13 protein-coding genes and 1 riboswitch are annotated in these 16281 nt (G+C 68.5%); of the genes, 6 read left to right on the forward strand and 7 right to left on the reverse strand.

The annotated features are described in order from the left end of the window. The first annotated feature begins 14 nt into the window (after window positions 1–14). On the forward strand, window positions 15–461 hold the full coding sequence (locus ACOJB8_RS15190) for a MarR family winged helix-turn-helix transcriptional regulator (RefSeq protein ID WP_475013167.1): 447 nt from the start codon (window positions 15–17) through the stop codon (window positions 459–461). Here ACOJB8_RS15190 and cobM read toward each other — a convergent pair. From cobM to cbiE, 3 genes are read right to left on the reverse strand one after another with little or no spacing between them, the layout of a single operon-like run. Next, window positions 458–1195 carry a precorrin-4 C(11)-methyltransferase gene (gene cobM / locus ACOJB8_RS15195; RefSeq protein WP_475013169.1) on the reverse strand — a complete coding sequence of 246 codons (738 nt, stop codon included), beginning with the start codon at window positions 1193–1195 and terminating at the stop codon, window positions 458–460. The genes ACOJB8_RS15190 and cobM overlap by 4 nt on opposite strands. Continuing rightward, complete coding sequence (locus ACOJB8_RS15200; protein ID WP_475013171.1) at window positions 1192–1935, reverse strand: cobalt-precorrin-6A reductase; 744 nt, start codon at window positions 1933–1935, stop codon at window positions 1192–1194. Before ACOJB8_RS15200 ends, cobM begins: the two co-directional genes overlap by 4 nt. After that, the gene (cbiE, locus tag ACOJB8_RS15205) at window positions 1932–3158 is read right to left on the reverse strand and encodes a precorrin-6y C5,15-methyltransferase (decarboxylating) subunit CbiE (protein ID WP_475013172.1); all 1227 of its coding nucleotides are present in this window, start codon (window positions 3156–3158) and stop codon (window positions 1932–1934) included. Before cbiE ends, ACOJB8_RS15200 begins: the two co-directional genes overlap by 4 nt. Before the next feature lie 111 nt (window positions 3159–3269). Beyond that, a riboswitch (cobalamin riboswitch) is annotated at window positions 3270–3462 on the forward strand. 141 nt (window positions 3463–3603) lie between these two features. Between cbiE and cobG the strand changes: the two genes are divergently transcribed. Genes cobG through cobJ form a run of 4 tightly spaced genes read left to right on the forward strand, consistent with a single transcriptional unit; the run spans window position 3604 to window position 8004 of the window. Then, complete coding sequence (gene cobG, locus ACOJB8_RS15210; RefSeq protein ID WP_475013174.1) at window positions 3604–4956, forward strand: precorrin-3B synthase; 1353 nt, start codon at window positions 3604–3606, stop codon at window positions 4954–4956. Beyond that, window positions 4949–5575 carry a precorrin-8X methylmutase gene (locus ACOJB8_RS15215; RefSeq protein WP_069266226.1) on the forward strand — a complete coding sequence of 209 codons (627 nt, stop codon included), beginning with the start codon at window positions 4949–4951 and terminating at the stop codon, window positions 5573–5575. Before cobG ends, ACOJB8_RS15215 begins: the two co-directional genes overlap by 8 nt. Continuing rightward, window positions 5576–6307, forward strand: a complete 732-nt coding sequence (locus ACOJB8_RS15220) for a precorrin-2 C(20)-methyltransferase (RefSeq protein WP_368602863.1) — start codon at window positions 5576–5578, stop codon at window positions 6305–6307. Beyond that, the gene (cobJ, locus tag ACOJB8_RS15225; RefSeq protein ID WP_475013176.1) at window positions 6295–8004 is read left to right on the forward strand and encodes a precorrin-3B C(17)-methyltransferase; all 1710 of its coding nucleotides are present in this window, start codon (window positions 6295–6297) and stop codon (window positions 8002–8004) included. The genes ACOJB8_RS15220 and cobJ overlap by 13 nt, the downstream gene beginning before the upstream one ends. Window positions 8005–8015: 11 nt before the next feature. On the opposite strand, the gene ACOJB8_RS15230 is transcribed toward cobJ, so the two are convergent. Then, a complete protein-coding gene (locus tag ACOJB8_RS15230) occupies window positions 8016–9566 on the reverse strand; it encodes a sensor domain-containing diguanylate cyclase (RefSeq protein ID WP_475013178.1) in 1551 nt (516 codons plus the stop codon). Window positions 9567–9800: 234 nt separating this feature from the next. Between ACOJB8_RS15230 and ACOJB8_RS15235 the strand changes: the two genes are divergently transcribed. Beyond that, a complete protein-coding gene (locus tag ACOJB8_RS15235; RefSeq protein ID WP_410861159.1) occupies window positions 9801–10769 on the forward strand; it encodes a flagellar brake protein in 969 nt (322 codons plus the stop codon). Between the two features lie 7 nt (window positions 10770–10776). Here ACOJB8_RS15235 and ACOJB8_RS15240 read toward each other — a convergent pair whose 3' ends face one another. From ACOJB8_RS15240 to cobN, 3 genes are all read right to left on the reverse strand, one after another. Further along, window positions 10777–11301 carry a vWA domain-containing protein gene (locus tag ACOJB8_RS15240; protein WP_368602859.1) on the reverse strand — a complete coding sequence of 175 codons (525 nt, stop codon included), beginning with the start codon at window positions 11299–11301 and terminating at the stop codon, window positions 10777–10779. A gap of 140 nt (window positions 11302–11441) precedes the next feature. Continuing rightward, window positions 11442–12476, reverse strand: a complete 1035-nt coding sequence (locus ACOJB8_RS15245; RefSeq protein ID WP_368729974.1) for an ATP-binding protein — start codon at window positions 12474–12476, stop codon at window positions 11442–11444. Continuing rightward, window positions 12473–16267, reverse strand: coding sequence for a cobaltochelatase subunit CobN (gene cobN / locus ACOJB8_RS15250; protein WP_475013180.1), 3795 nt, complete (start codon window positions 16265–16267; stop codon window positions 12473–12475). Before cobN ends, ACOJB8_RS15245 begins: the two co-directional genes overlap by 4 nt. Window positions 16268–16281: the final 14 nt, after the last annotated feature.

Genomic DNA, 16281 nt, shown 5'->3' on the forward strand with positions numbered 1-16281 from the left:
AACATAATTGCAACATGGCACGCGCAAAGAAACTTCCCTTCGAAACCACGCTATTGGTGCGCGATTGCTGCCTGTGTCTGCATATGCAGCGGGCGGCACGCAATCTCGCGCGCATTTTCGACGACGTGCTGCGTCCGCTCGATCTCACGAACGGGCAGTTTTCGCTGCTGATGTCGCTGAACCGGCCGCATCCGCCCGGTATGAAAGACGTGGCCTCGCTGCTCGCCATGGACCGCACCACCCTCACCGCCGCACTCAAGCCGCTGGAGCGGCGCGGTCTCGTGGTCATCGAGCAGGACCCGGAAGACAAGCGCAGCCGTCTGCTGAGCCTCACGGACGAGGGGCATCGGCTGCTCAACGCTGCGTTTCCGCTATGGCAGCAAACGCATGAGGAGATCGAAAAGGAGTTCGCCAAGGGCGAGGTGGACAAGCTGCGCGCGCACTTGCGCGCGCTTTCCTAGTCGTGGCGCTTTTGCGCCCCATACAGCTTCGAATCCGCAAACCCCTCCGCCTCGAGCACGCGCCCTACGAGAATGAGCGCGGTACGCTCGATATCCGTAGCGAGCACCTTCTGCGCGATATCCGCGAGCGTGCCCGTTACGCGTTCCTCGTCGGGCCAGCTCGCGCGATAGATCACCGCGACCGGGCAATCTTCGCCGTAGTGCGGCAGCAATTCCTCGACGATGCGCGCGATATGGCGCACGCCCAGGTGAATCGCGAGCGTCGCTCGGTGACGCGCGAGGTCGCCTAACTGCTCGCCTTCGGGCATCGACGTTTTGGTGGCGTAGCGCGTGAGAATGAGCGTCTGCGAAATGCCGGGCAGCGTGAGTTCGCTGCCGAGCGCGGCCGCGCACGCAGCGGTCGCGGTCACGCCGGGCACGACTTCATAAGGAATACCAAGCATACGCAGCCGCCGGATCTGCTCGCCGATCGCGCCATAGAGCGACGGGTCGCCCGAATGCACGCGCGCCACGTCGAAGCCCTGGGCATGCGCGTTTTCGAGCAACGCGACGATCTCGTCGAGCGTGAGCGGCGCCGTGTCCACCACCTTGTGTGCGCGGTGGCCTTCCAGCACGGCGGGCGGCACGAGCGAGCCCGCGTAGAGAATGACGGGGCAACTGCGCACGAGGCGCTGGCCTTTCACGGTGATCAGGTCAGGATCGCCCGGCCCCGCGCCGATGAAGAAAACAGTCATGCGTGGAAACTCCGCTGAATAGGGTTCGCGAGCGCGTCGATTGCTTCTTGCGCTGATGTGAACTCACATTGCGCGTCGGGCAGCGGCGGGCGCTGCATCATCACCACGGGCAAGCCCTTTTCGCGCGCGACGGCGAGTTTCGCTTCGGTCGCCGCGCCGCCGCTGTTCTTGCTGACCACGACGTCGATGCGCGCTTCGGTAAAGAGCGTGCGCTCGCCAACGGCCGTGAACGGCCCGCGCGCGTCGATGATGCGCGCACGGGCGTGGCCAGGATGCGCTTCGAGGCAACGGACCGTCCAGTGCTGCTGCGGCGGCACTTCGTTCAGATGCGCAAGCGGTTCGCGCCCGAGCGTGAAGAGCGGGCGCGCGAACGGCATGACCGCTTCGACTACGCCGGCCCAGCCGCTCACCATGCGCCAGTCGTCACCGGGCTGCGGCTGCCACGGCGCACGCCGCAGCGCCCAGTACGGCACGTGGGCAGCTTCGCACGCACGCGCCGCGTTGGCGCTGATCTGCGCGGCATAGGGATGCGTGGCGTCGAAAACCAGTGTGATGTTTTCGTCCGCGAGAAAACGCGCGAGCCCTTCGGCTCCGCCAAAGCCGCCCACCCGCACCGCGCAGGCGAGATCGGCGGGCACGCGGCCAAGGCCCGCGAGCGAGTAGACGTGCTGGGGGCCGAGCGTGCGCGCGATCGCCAGCGCATCGCCGGTGCCGCCGAGCAGCAGGATGCGCGCCGTCATGGCTTGACGGCCTCGTAAAGCGTGACGGGCAAGGCCTGACGCCAGGTGTCGAAGCCGCCCAGCGGCTGCGCCTCGCCGATGCCGACGCGCGTGAGCGCGCCGCCGTGCTGCGCGCGCCATGCCACGAGTGCCGCTTCGCTCTGCAACGTCACCGCGTTCGCGACGAGCCGCCCGCCGCTCGCGAGCGCCGCCCAGCACGCGTCCAGCACGCCGGGTACGGTCACGCCGCCGCCGATAAAGACCGCGTCGGGCGCGGCGAGTCCTGCGAGCGCGTCGGGCGCGCGGCCCGCAACGAGTTGCAAACCCGGCACGCCCAACGCCGCGCGATTGTGCTCGATGAAGCGTTGACGCTCGGCGTTCGCCTCGATCGCGATCGCGCGGCAAGCGGCGTGCGAACGCATCCATTCGATGCCGATCGAGCCGCTGCCCGCGCCCACGTCCCACAGCAACGCGCCGGGCGTCGGCGCGAGACGCGCGAGCGTGAGCGCGCGCACGTCGCGCTTCGTGATCTGACCGTCGTGTCGGTAGGCGTCGTCGGGGAGGCCTGGCGTGAGCGTCCAGCCGCGCGCGAGCGTCTGCGCACTATCGCTCTCGCATTCGAACGCGACCAGATTGAGCGCCGCGGCTTCTTCAACGTGCCACGCATCGGCGCGGCCTTCTATGCGGCGTTCGAGCGGGCCGCCCAGATGCTCGAACAGGGCAAGACGCGTGGCGCCGAAGCCCGCTTCGGCGAGCAACGCGGCAAGCGCCGCGGGCGTGCGCCCATCCGCGCTCAACGCGAGCACGCGCGAGCGCGCGTAGAGATGGCGGCGCAGCGCATCGAGCGGACGGCCGACGAGCGAGACCATCGCCGTATCTTGCAGCGCCCACCCCTTGCGCGCCGCCGCGAGCGAGAGCGATGAAGGCGCGGGCAGCACGCGCATTTCACCGGGCACCACGCGGCGCGCGAGTGTCGCGCCCACGCCGAACAGCATGGGGTCGCCGCTCGCGAGCACGCATACGGACAGATTTGATTCGCGGTAGGCAAGCAGCGCCTCCACGCTGAACGGCTGCGGCCACGCTTCGCGCCGTGCACGCACGCGCGAGGGCAGCATCGCCAGATGGCGTTCGCCACCCGTCACGATGGCCGCGTCGAACAGCACGCGCCGCGCGTCGCGCCCGAGCCCCGCGTATCCATCGTCGCCGATGCCCACCACCGTCAGCCATACCTGCTTGCCCTGCATTCGTTCTCCCGCCGTTGCCTGTTTCTCTACACCGCCACGGCCCGCAGCCCTATTGTGGGGCGGAGCACGCGTGAAAACGGGCATAATACCGTGTCCGCCGGCGCCTTTAAGGCAGTTTTGCATGGGACCGGAGCAAGCGCTGAAGCGCCAACTCCGGATCGCAAAAAGGGAACACAGCAAGCTGTGGCCGCCCCGCGACTGTGAGCAGCGAGACCGCATCCACCCGAGCCACTGGTTTTACCGGGAAGGCCGATGCGGTTCACGACCTGCGAGCCAGGAGACCTGCCGGCCGACTGTTCGCGCGAACCCATATCGGACGGGGTGTACCGATACCGCTGCCGTTTCCCGCCTGCCGTGCGGGCAGCGCGCCGCTCCAGCGTGATGCTTACCCGGTAATGCCTTGAAACACGAAACGAAGCCTGTCTCGCCCGCTGCCGCATTGGCCATGCTCCGCCCCTCGGCGTGCCCGGGGCTCCTGCGCGTGGTCGCGGCGCGTGACGGCGGCCTGTGCCGCATCCGTCTGCCTGGCGGCGTGCTGAGCTCCGCGCGTGCGCGGGCCCTCGCCGACGCAGCGTCGACGCACGCGAACGGCGTACTCGATCTAACCAATCGCGCGAACGTGCAGATTCGCGGCGTGCGCGCCGGCGAAGAAGCGGCATTGAGCGCCGCGCTGATCGACGCAGGCCTCGGCCCTGCCGGCATCGACGCCGCGAGCCCGGTCGAGCGTGCATGCGCCGCCGACGAATTGCGCAACGTGATGCTGAGTCCGCTCGCGGGCCTCGACCCTGACGCGTTGTGCGACACGACGGAACTCGCCGCCGCGCTCATCGACATGATGCAGCGCGAGCCACGCTTTGCCGCGCTCTCGCCCAAGTTCGCGCTGCAACTCGACGGCGGTGAACGTGTGGCGATGCTCGAGCATCCGCACGACATCTGGCTCGCCGCGCTGCCTTATGGCGCAACGGTGCGCTTCGCGGTGGGCCTCGCAGGTCGCCCCACGGCGCAGCCAGTCGGCACGCTCGCGGCCGAAGACGTTTGCGCATCGATGCGCGCGCTGTTGCATGCGTTCCTCGATCTCGCGGGCGCGGACGCCACACGCATGCGCGACGTCCTCGCCACTCATTCGCTCGACTCGCTGCTACAGCGCGCGCAACAGCATGGCGACTTCACGTTGACGCGTGACGACGCCACGCTGCCCGCTTGGCGCCGCGCGGCGAGCCCCGCCGGCTTGCGCCTCGGCGCACACGCGCTGCACGCCGACGGCAGCGGCTACGTGGGCGCGCAGCCCGTGCTCGGCCGTATCGACGCGCCAACGCTGCGCGCACTTGCCGCGCTCGCGGAAGACTCGGGCGACGCGACATTGCGCGCGACGCCCTGGCAAGGCGTCCTGCTGCCGAATGTGCCCGCGCACGCCATGCCCGCCGCGCTCGAACGCCTGGACGCGCTCGGTCTCATCGCCTCCCGCGCCGACCCGCTCGCGCGCCTCGTCGCGTGCACGGGCTCGACGGGATGTGCAAAAAGCCGCGCGGACACGAAGGCAGACGCACAGCGCCTCGCCGCAATGCTGCCGCCCGACGCCGAAGCCCACCTGAGCGGCTGCGAGCGCTCCTGCGCGGCCGCGCATTGCGCGCCGTTCACGTTGCTCGCCAGCACCCCGGACCACTACGACCTGTACCAGCGCGACGACACGCAAAGCGGCTTCGGCCAGCGCTTTGGCCAACTCATCGCGCGCAACCTGACGATCGAAGCCGCTGCGCTTGCACTCGCGCAGCGGCCCCGGAGTAACCAAGATGTCTGATTACATTCGCGACGGCCAGGCGATCTATCGCGAGTCGTTCGCGACGATCCGCGCCGAAGCCGACCTCTCGCGCATTCCCGCCGACCTCGAAAAACTTGCCGTGCGCGTGATTCACGCATCCGGCATGGTGGATGTGGCCGCCGACCTCGCATTTTCCGCAGGCGCGGGCACAGCGGGCCGCAACGCGCTCGCGGGCGGCGCGCCGATTCTCTGCGACGCAAAAATGGTCGCTTACGGCGTGACGCGCGCGCGCTTGCCGGCGAACAACGCTGTGATCTGCACGCTCGACGATCCAGCTGTACCGGATCTCGCGCGCGAGATCGGCAACACGCGCTCGGCAGCCGCGCTCGAACTGTGGCGGCCGCATCTCGCAGGCAGCGTCGTTGCAATCGGCAATGCGCCCACCGCACTCTTTTATCTGCTCGACATGATTGCCGCCGGCGCTCCGCGCCCCGCGCTCATCCTCGGCTTTCCCGTCGGCTTCGTCGGCGCGGCCGAGTCCAAGGCGCAGCTTGCAGCCGAAAGTCACGGCGTACCCTTCGTCGTCGTGCACGGCCGCCGCGGCGGCAGCGCGATGGCCGCCGCCGCCGTCAACGCACTCGCTTCGGAGACCGAATAAATGATCCGCAAAGGACGTCTGCACGGCATTGGCGTCGGCCCCGGCGACCCCGAACTGCTCACGCTCAAGGCGCTGCGCCTGCTCAAGGCCGCGCCCGTGGTCGCGTATTTCGTCGCGAAGGGCAAGAAAGGCAATGCGTTCGGCATCGTCGAGGCCCATCTCGAAGCGGAGCAGGAACGCCTGCCGCTCGTGTACCCCGTGACGACCGAAGCGCTCGAACCGCCGCTCTCGTACGAAGCGATCATCGCCGACTTCTACGACGGCGCGGCGCAAACGCTTTCGCGCCATCTCGACGCCGGACGCGACGTGGCCGTGATCTGCGAAGGCGATCCGTTCTTCTACGGCTCGTACATGTATCTGCACGACCGGCTCGCCGCACACTACGAGGCCGAAGTCGTGCCGGGCGTGTGCTCGATGCTGGGCGGCGCGGCGGTGCTGGGCGTGCCGCTCGTCTACCGCAACCAGAGCCTCGCCGTACTCTCGGGCGTGCTGCCCGAGGACGAATTGCGCCGGCGCCTGGCCGACGCGGATGCCGCCGTGATCATGAAGCTGGGCCGCAATTTCGACAAGGTGCGCCGCGTGCTGGGCGAACTGGACCTCGCGCATCGCGCGCTGTATGTCGAGCGCGCAACCATGGCGAACCAGCGCATCGTCCCGCTCGACGACGTCGATCCGATGGCTTCGCCGTACTTCTCGCTGCTCGTCGTGCCGGGGGTGAAATGGCAGTCGTGACGCCGCCCGCCATCGTCATTCTCGGGCCCGGCGCGCTCGCCACGGCGCGGCGCGTGCAGACGCTTTACCCAGGCGCGCAGGTCCATGCGCTGGAGGGCCGCGTGGCAGGCGATGTCGCGTTCAGCGAGCTTGGCGCGCATTTGCGCGAATGCTATACGCGCGGCCTGCCCATCGTCGCGCTGTGCGCGGCGGGCATCGTGATCCGCTGCCTCGCGCCGCTCCTTGCCAACAAGGGCGCAGAGCCGCCGGTGCTCGCGCTCGCCGAGGACGGCAGCGCCGTCGTGCCGCTGCTCGGTGGACTCACGGGCGTGAACGTCATGGCACGCGAAATCGGCGCGGCGCTCGCGGTTGCGCCCGCCATCACCACGAGCGGCGAATTGCGCTTCGGCACCTGCCTGCTCAATCCGCCTGCGGGCTATGCGCTCGCGAGCCTCGCGCAAGGCAAGCGCTTCGTCTCCGATCTGCTTGCGGGCGCAGCGACACGCGTGGACGGCCACGCACCGTGGCTCGAAAATGTCGATCTGCCACGCGAGGCCGCGGCGCGCCATGCCATCCGCGTGAGCGCGCACGTCTGGGACGGCAGTCCCGACGACCTCGTCATTCATCCGCGCAGCATCGTCGCGGCCGTGGGTGCGCCACGCGAAGCGCTTGCCGATAACGTGCGCCGCGCGCTCGATGCGCACGGCCTCGCGCCGCTTGCGCTCGCGGCGCTCGTCGCCCCTGCTGCGCACATGCGCGATGCGTCGCTCGCGCAGGCGGCAGCGGAACTCGGCGTACCGCTGCGCTTCGTCGATAGCGAGGAGAACACGGCGCAAGCTACGCTCGCCGCCCTCGACCTCGCGGCGGACGTCGAGCGCTACACGCCGAACGACGACGGCGTCGCCCTCGCCTGCGCGGCCGCGCCGCTCGACCCGCGCGCGCTGGGCCGCGCGCGCGGCAAGCTCACGGTGCTGGGCCTCGGCCCCGGCCGCGCCGACCTGCTTACGCCTGCCGCGCGCGCCGCGCTCGACAGCGCCACCGATATCGTCGGCTATGCAACCTATGTCGATATGGCGGGCCCGTTTCGCGCGGACCAGCAGCGCCACGCCACCGACAATCGCGAAGAACTGCAGCGCGCCCGCCACGCGTTCGAGATGGCGAGCGAAGGCCGGCGCGTGGCCGTGGTCTCCTCGGGCGACCCCGGTGTGTTCGCCATGGCGGCTGCCGTGCTCGAAGCGCTCGAAGGCTCGGACGACGCACGCTGGCATGCCGTCGAGCTGGCTATCGTGCCAGGCGTTTCCGCAGCGCTCGCCACGGCGGCGCAAGTCGGCGCGCCGCTCGGCCACGACTTCTGCATGCTTTCGCTTTCCGACAACCTGAAGCCGTGGACGGTGATCGAAAAGCGCCTCCTGCACGCGGCGCAGGCCGATCTCGTGATGGCGTTCTACAACCCCATCTCGCGCGCGCGGCCCTGGCAGCTCGAGCGCGCGCTGGAAATCGTGCGCAGCGTGCGCGCGCCGCACACGCGCGTGGTGCTGGGCCGCGACGTAGGCCGCCCCGGCGAGACGCTGCGCGCCACGACCCTGGGCGAACTGCGTTCGGCGGACGTCGATATGCGCACGATGGTTATCGTCGGGTCGTCGGCCACACGCGGGTTCGCTCGTGGTGACGGTGGCGAATGGATTTACACGCCGCGCTGGTATCGCGAGGATGCCTAAAAAAAAAGCGCTCACGCCTTCAAGGTAGGCAGCGCGTCGCGCGGGTCGGGTGGTGCACCCTCGAACTCGCGCGCTTTCACCTGATTGCGCCCTGCCTGCTTCGCGGCGTAAAGCTCAGTGTCGGCGGCGCGCAGCAGCGCCTGCGCGCCATCGCGCTTGTGCGGCACGCAGGTGGCGCAGCCAATGCTCACGGTCAGCGTGCCGTATTCGCTGTGCTCGTGCGCGATTCCGAGCGCCGCCACTTGCTGGCGCACCGCTTCCGCGATTTTCACGGCGCCGTCCGCCGGCGTGGCCGGCAGGACCGCGGCGAACTCTTCGCCGCCGTAGCGCGCAACCATGTCCGTGGCGCGGCGGCAGGCCTCGCGTATCGCGCGTGCGACGGCAGCGAGCACCTTATCGCCCTCTGCGTGCCCGTAGAAGTCGTTGAAGAGCTTGAACTTGTCGATATCGATGAAGAGCACCGAGAGCGGTTCGCCCGCGCGTCTCGCGTGCTGCCATTCGGTTTCGATGCGCAAGTCGAGCGCGCGCCGGTTGAAGAGGCCCGTGAGCGCGTCGGTAACCGCGAGACGTTCGAATTCTTTTTGCGTGGCGAGCCGCGTGCGCATCGACAGTGCGAGCAGCCACGACGAAGCCGCAATCAGCGCGCCGAAGATCAACGCCATCGGCGCATAGATTTGCAGGCGGTGCCGCCATGCGTCGAGCGCGCCGTCCACGGAAGGCGCGACCACCGCGATGAGCGTCGTGTGCGGAACACGCTTGAACGTGTAGATGCGTTCGACCTCGTCCTCCTCGCCCGCGGCGATGAACGAGCCGGCGCCCGCCTTCAGCATCGGCTGGATGTATTCCAGCTCGCCGACTTGCGCACCCACTTCGTAGTCCGAATAGGGACGGTGCGCGAGCATGGTCCCGTCGTTCAGCAGGATAAACGCGCTGCCCTTCGGGTCGACGTCGATCCGGTCGAACAGTTGCTGAAAATAGGCAAGCCGCAGCGTGAGCAGCACGACGCCGCCAAACGAACCGTCGTATTCGGTCACGCGGCGTGACAGCGCAATCGAATATTGGCCTTCGCGCGTGCGCGAGCGAATCGGGTCCGAAATATACATGCCGACCGAGCGATCGCGCTGCACCGTGAAATAGTCGCGATCCGCCAGATTGACGCCGGGATACGCGCGGCCGTCCCGCGATTCGACGATATTGCCGCTCGCGTCGGCACTGAACGCGTCGTCGAGATACGCGCCGGCCGCCACGCGGCCGAACAGCAACTTGCGGCGGATGTCGGCCGGAAGCCCTTGCGTGCGCGGGTCGCGCGCGCTTTCGGCGGCATCGATCAGCAAAAGGTCGTAGATGCCGAAATTCGCCTCGAGGTCGTTCGACATCAGCGCAACGAGCGCGGCCGAATGGCGCTGCGTGCCGAAGATGGCCTGGGTGCGCTGCTGCATCAGCCCCAACAGCACGATGGCAACGATGGCCGCGCCGACTAGCGAGCCCATCGTGCCGACAATGAACGGATGGCTGCCCACCCACTGCATGAGCGCCCGGTTCCATTGGCGGAGGATTCGCAAACATCGTGTCCAGAGCTTCATGAGGCGTTTCCTCTTGCTCCGCGCGTTCCGTTGATACCGCTCGTACCGCGTGCCGGCCGATTACAGATTGCATTCAGGCGCCATCATACTGCGGCTCGCGAAACCGCCTTCGAATCGCGGCACATACTCAATTTCCCTGTCGTAGCGCCGTAAACCAGGTGAACCCGCGAAGTGAATTCGCGACGCGAACCGCTCACCGTCCACCCTGCGCCGATGACCAACCCGACCACTGAAGATCAAGCCGCAGCCACCGACGCCGCAGCCGACGCTGCAACCGAAGCCGCCCCGCTCACGCCGCAAGCCCTGCCGGTCGGCGAGCCGCTCGCCTGGCCTGTCGTCGATCGGGACGGCGCCTTGCTGCTCGATGCCGGCTCGGTGCTGATGGGTGAAGCGGAACGCGACTTCCTGTTCCTGCATTTCGAGCCGCATCGCGGCGACAAGGAACGGCTCGAGGTTGCACCGGAGAGCGCGACGGCCGCGAATGGGGCTAGCATCGGCGATACCGCGGCCACCACGCGCGACATGCACCTGACCATCGGCGCGCTGATGGGCCTGCGTCCGCAGATGGGCGCGAGCGGCGCGCCGATGCACCCGTGCCGCCTGATCGGTTTCGCGCCCAACGAGGCGCTCTTCGTGACGACGCCCTATGTCGATGGCCGCCCCGTCGCCATCACGCCGGGTGAAAACGTGGAGATCGTCGCGATTGCGAGCCAGGCCGTCTATCGCTTCGTATGCACCGTGCATGCGCTCAGCCAGTCGCCGCTCGACTATCTCGTGCTTTCGAAGCCCGCCAACATCCGCCGCCTGCGCGAACGCCGCTCGATTCGGGTGCGCGCGCAATTTCCCGTGCGCTACGGCATCGGCGAGGAAGGTGCGGGTTATGACGGCGTGGCGCTCGCGCGCGGGATCAGCGCGCTCGGGCTTTCGGTGAGCGCCGCGTGGGCGCTCGGCAAGGTTGGCGAGCGGCTGCGCGTGGCCTTCCAGCTGCGCTCGGGCGACAACGCTACGGCGATCGAAACCAGCGCTGTCATCCGCAACGTGCAAGCGGAAACGGGCGACCCCGCGCACGCGACGCTCGGCCTCGAACTCGACCGCCTCACGGCCGCCGAGCAAATGGCGATGAAAGTGTACGTATTCGATCGTCAGGACGACGTACTCTACTGGACCGGCAGCATGCGCTGACGCGCGTTCAGGCGAGCAGCGCCTGAGCGTCCAGGCACTCGCCGGCCCATGCCTGCGCGAGTGCCTCGCAGCGCCCCAGGCGCAGCGCGCCAAGTTCGCAATCAATCACCGTGACGTGGTCGGCGTGGCGTGGCCGCGCGGGCCACTGCGTCGTGCGGCCGTCGCTGAACAGCCAGAGATGGCGGGTGCGCGCCGGATCGCGGCGCGCGGCAGTGTCGAGCACCTGTGCCGCCCAGCCGATGCCCGCTTCGAGCGGCGTGCCGCCGCCCCCGCCGATCGGCTCGATCCAGCGCTCGTTCCACCAGCGCGGCACCGCGGGCCCGAACCTCAGCTCGGCGCCGGCACCCCCAAAAGCAATCAGCGCCACTTCCACACGCTCGGCGCGGGCGCGGTCGAATAGCGCGATCAACAACCCCTTGGCGAGCGCGAGCTGGCCGCGCGCGAGCATCGAAGCCGAGCAGTCCAAGACGAAGCAATGGAGCGCGCCGGACCCCGTCTTGCGTTTGGCGTAGCGGAAATGTCGCGCCTGCAACGATCCGGCGCGTTTGGCTGCGAACGTGGGCGGCCAGGCGATGCGCTCGCCGTGCTTCGCAACTTGTGCGGGACCGCGTCCCGGGCCTTCTCGCCGTCGAGCGCCGCCCTGTGCCGAGGCGGCGGCCTGTGCCCGACGGGTCAGCGTTTTTTTGCGGGCAGCGGGATCACACCCTTCACGGCCTTCGCCGCGACGGGCTCGGGCGGCAGCTCGCCCCAATCGGCATCCGATGATGTTTCGGTGTGCTTGTCTTCGTGCCTCGGCGAGGCGGGCGGCTGCGTCTCGGGTGAAGACGGCACATCGGAGCGCTGCGGCATGGCGTGCCGGCGATGTGCGAGCACGCACTCGGCAACCTCGTCGACGTGTTCCGGGCTCACCGCCTGCGCCCCTTCGAACGCGGCGAGCGCGCGCGCCGCACGCAGCATCACGAGATCGGCGCGCAAGCCGTCGACGGCGGCCTCGATGCAACGCTGCGCGGCGCGCTCGTGGACGGCGTCGCTCCAGTCGAGCTTGTCGAGCGCATCGCGGGCCGCCGCGATGCGCTGCGCGAGCGCGCGCTGTTCGGCCTCGCGCACCGCACAAAACGCCTGCGGATCGGCGTCGAATGCAAGCCGCGCCTTGACGATGCGTTGCCGTTCAGCGACGTCATAAGGCGTGCCGAGTTCGACCATCAAGCCGAAGCGATCGAGCAATTGCGGACGCAACTCGCCCTCTTCGGGATTCATCGTGCCAACCAGCACGAAGTGCGCGTCGTGCGTGTGCGACACGCCATCGCGTTCCACGGTATTCACGCCGCTCGCCGCCGCGTCGAGCAGCACGTCGACGAGCGCGTCGGGCAGCAGGTTCACTTCGTCCACGTAAAGCACGCCGCCGTGTGCGCGCGCGAGCAGCCCCGGCGCGAAGCGCACCGCGCTCTCGCGCAACGCCGCTTCGAGGTCGAGCGTGCCGATCAGCTTGTCCTCGCTCGCGCCGAGCGGCAGCGTGACGAACGCGCCTTCCGGCAAGAGCGCCGCGAGCGCACGCGCCGCCGTGGATTTCGCGGTGCCGCGCGGCCCGCTCACCAGCACGCCGCCGATCGCGGGGTCGATGGCCGCGAGCAGCAGCGCGCGCTGCAATGCCGCCTGGCCAACCAGCGCGGTAAAAGGAAAAGCGGGACGCGTGGCCGCTGCGCTCATGGTCCTGATCCTTCCAGATGCTGCCCGGTTTCGAGCAGACGGTGTTCGAGTTGTGCGCGATGCTCGCCCGGCTCCTGCCAGAGCCCGCGCTGGATCGCTTCGAGCAGGCGCTCGCACACGGCATGCAGCGCGTGCGGATTGTGGCGCTGCATGAATTCGCGCGTGTCGTCGTCGTGCACGTAGGCGTTCGCGACGAGCGCGTACTGATGATCTCCCACCACGCGCGCAGTCGCGTCATAGCCAAACAGGTAATCCACGGTCGCCGCCATTTCCGCCGCGCCCTTATAACCGTGGCGCTTCACGCCGTCGATCCACTTCGGGTTCACCACGCGCGAGCGGATCACGCGCGCAATCTCTTCGTGCAGCGGACGAATGCGCGGCGCGGCGGGGTTGCTGTGGTCCGCGTGATAGAGCGCGGGCTGCGCCTGCGAAAAATGCCGCGACGCCACGGCCATGCCGCCCTGGAACTGGTAGTAGTCGTTCGAGTCGAGCAGGTCGTGTTCGCGGTTGTCCTGGTTCTGCAGGACCACGTCGAGTGTCGCGAGTCGCGCGCGGAACGCCTCGCTCGCCTCGTCGCCCGCGCTCTTTTGTGCGTAGGCGTAACCGCCCCACGCCTGGTACGCGTTCGCGAGATCGGCGTCGGTCTGCCACTGTCGATGGTCGATCAACGACTGCAAGCCCGCGCCATACGCGCCGGGGCGCGCGCTGAAGACACGCCAGCCCGCGCGGCGTCGCGCCTCGTCGGCGGCCATGCCGTTCGCGACCAGCGCATCGCGCTCGCGCAGCACGCGTGCGCGCAGCGGGTTCTGGTGCTCCGGCTCGTCGAGATCGGCCACCGCCTGCACGGCGGCGTCGAACAGATGCATGACGTTGGGAAACGCGTCGCGGAAAAAGCCCGATACGCGCAGCGTCACGTCGATGCGCGGCCGGTCCAGCGCCTCGACCGGCATGATCTCGAAGTCGGTCACGCGCTGGCTGCCGGCGGCCCACTTCGGCCGCACGCCGATCAGCGCGAACGCCTGGGCGATGTCGTCGCCGCCGGTGCGCATCGTCGCCGTGCCCCAGACCGAAAGCCCAATGGCGCGCGGGTAGTCGCCGTGCTCCTGCAGATGGCGCTCGATGAGTTGATGCGCCGATTTCATGCCGAGCGCCCACGCTGCTTGCGTCGGAATGGCGCGCGTATCGACGGAATAGAAGTTGCGGCCCGTGGGCAGCACATCGGGGCGGCCGCGCGAGGGCGAACCACTCGGGCCTGGCGGCACGAAGCGGCCTTCGAAGCCACGACGCAGCTGGCGCATCTCTTCGGGGCCGCAGGCGTCGAGGCGCGGCAGCACGTCGTCGCGCAGGCGCGCAAGCACCTGGGTCGCGTGGGGAAGCGACGCAGTCTCCGCATCGCTTCGTTGACCTGAGCAAATGTCTTCGATCAGCGTGGCCGCGAGCATTTCCAGGCGTTCGCGCGTGTCGCCCGCATGACGCCATGGCGTATCGCTCACCGCTGCGAGCCGTGGTGGACGCGGGCCTTGCCACGGCGCAGCCCAATCGACCGTGGCCGGATCGACGAGGTGATCGATGCGCAGGTCTCCCGCGAGCGCATCGATGAGACCTGCGTTCGCGCCCTGCCCGTCCCCGCATGCGTATCGTCCGAGCGCGAGCAGCGTGTCGCACCGCTGCTGGCCTTGCGGCGATTCGCCGAACGTATGCAGGCCGTCGCGAATCTGCGCTTCCTTCAGCTCGCACAGGTAAGCGTCGGCGCGCGTGAGCAATTCGTCTTCGCCCGCCTGATCCTGCGGCGCGGCGACGCTCAATTCCTCGTGCAGCCGATGCTCGATGATGATCGCGAGTATGGTCTTGCGCAGCAGCTTCGCGCGGCGCGGGTCCACCATCAATGCTTCGTAATACTCATCGACCTGACGTTCGAGGTCTTGCAGCGGCCCGTAGTTTTCGGCGCGCGTGAGCGGCGGCATCAGGTGATCGATGATCACGGCCTGGGCGCGGCGCTTGGCCTGGCTCCCCTCGCCCGGATCGTTGACGATGAACGGGTACAGATGCGGCAGCGGCCCGAGCGCCATGTCGGGCCAGCAGGTGTCGGCGAGCGCCACGCTCTTGCCCGGCAGCCACTCCAGGTTGCCGTGCTTGCCCACGTGCGCGATGGCGTCGATGCCGAAGGTCTCGCGCAGCCAGAAGTAAAACGCGAGATACGCGTGCGGCGGCACGAGTTCGGCGTCGTGGTAGTTCGCGTAGGTGTCGTCGCCGCGCGAGCGCGAAGGCTGAATGCCCACGAACACCTGGCCACAGCGCCAGCCCGCAATCATGAAGCGGCCGCGGCGCACGGTGGGGTCGTCCTCCGGCACGCCCCAGCGCGCGATCAGCGCGTTTTGCGCCTCGGCGGGCAACTGCGAGAAGCGCGCGCGGTAATCATCGAGGGAAAGACTCTGCCATGCGGGACGCAGCGCGCGGGTGTCGGGATCGTTCGTCACGCCCTGCGTGAGGATGCGCATGAGCGCGTCGCCGTCTTCGGGCAGATCGGCCACACGATAGCCTTCGTCACGCAGCATGCGCAGGATGCCGACCACCGAGGCCGGCGTGTCGAGTCCCACGCCGTTGCCAATGCGCCCTTCGCTCATCGGATAGTTCGCGAGCACGAGCGCGAGTTTCTTCTCCGCGTTCGGCAGGCTGCGCAGACGGCACCACCGGCGCGCCAGTTCGGCGACGAACGCCACGCGCTCGGCATCGGGCTGATAGCGCACGACATCGACCTGCGTCTCTTTGCAGTGGTATGCGAGGCCCTTGAAGCTGATCGCACGCGTAATCACGCGGCCGTCCACTTCGGGCAGCGCGATATGCATGGCGATGTCACGCGAATTCAGGCCGTGATTGTCCTTCACCCAGTCTTCGCGATTGCCGCCGCTCAGGATCACCTGGAGCACGGGCGCGTCGCCGGCGAGCGCGATCGGTTCGGGGTCGTCGAGCGACGAAGCCGCGAAGGCCGTGGTATTCAGCACGAGCGAGACGTCGTGCTCGGCCGCCAGTTGATCGAGCACGTCGCGGCTCAAAGTGTCCTTGAGCGACGTGATCGCAAGCGGCAGCGGGTTCAGGCCGCGCGCGAGCAGCGCGTCGATGAGGGCATCGAAAGCGGCGGTGTTCGCCGCCTGCAGATGCGCCTTGTAAAACAGCAGCGCGACGACCGGCGCGCCAGGTTGCCAGCGCGCGCGCCATTCGTCGATGGTCGCGACGTCGCGCTGCGGGCAATAGAGCGCAGCGGCGGGCAACGCAATGGGCGGCGCAGGCTCGCTGCCCCAGTCGAATGCGCGCCACGCGAGCGCACGCAGGAACGATTCGGCGTTGGCCGCGCCGCCTTCGCGCAGATAACGCCACAGCAAGCGGCAAAACTCGGGCTCGGCGCGGCTCTTCGCGATGAGATTGGGGTCTTCCTGCAAGTCGCCCGAAAACATCGCGAGCAGTTGCCCGCGGCGCTCGGCTAGCGAGACGACCTGCTCGATGCCATATGGCCAGTACGTTTCGCCGCCCAGATGATCGACCACCACCACGCGCGCGTGCTGCAAGACATCTTCGACGTAGAAGTCCACCGACGCGGGCTGGCGCAAATACGTAACGTTCGCAAGCCGCACGCTCGGAAAACCTGCGGGCAGGCGCGGCACGACGCTCGCAAGCAGCGCGAGCGTCGTGTCGGCCGAACTGAGCACGACGATCTCGGCGGGCTGCTGGTCGATCCGGATAACGCCCTGCGTGTCGTCGACGAAGCCGCCAGGCGTAGTGCGCAGCAAATGCATGGGACGGCCTCGTC

The organism is Paraburkholderia sp. BR10141 (assembly GCF_056155635.1).